The organism is Mesorhizobium abyssinicae (genome assembly GCF_049887195.1).
Classification (GTDB): Bacteria; Pseudomonadota; Alphaproteobacteria; order Rhizobiales; family Rhizobiaceae; genus Mesorhizobium; species Mesorhizobium abyssinicae.
Genome location: NZ_JARAKC010000183.1, coordinates 1 through 218 on the forward strand (window position 1 = coordinate 1; position 218 = coordinate 218).

The window sequence follows — 218 nt, forward strand, 5'->3', positions numbered from 1 at the left end:
GCGCTGTCGACGTCGGTGGCGTCGAGATCGCCGGTGGCCGGCGAGGTGCCGGCGGTGCCGTTCAAGACACCCGAGGCCTCGGTCACCGAGCCGGTGTCGTCACCGGTGATCACCGCCGCGTCGTTGGCGCCGTGGATGGAGATGACGATGTCCTTGGTGGTGCCGTCGGAGGTCTGCACCGTGATGGTGTCGGTGAGCGCCGGATCGCCGGTGTTGAG

Annotated in this window: 1 protein-coding gene; it reads right to left on the reverse strand. The window is 69.3% G+C overall.

Annotation, left to right across the window (positions count from 1 at the left end):
- Positions 1-218: VCBS domain-containing protein (locus tag PU724_RS34160; protein ID WP_426213886.1), on the reverse strand; the 218-nt coding region annotated here is incomplete at both ends.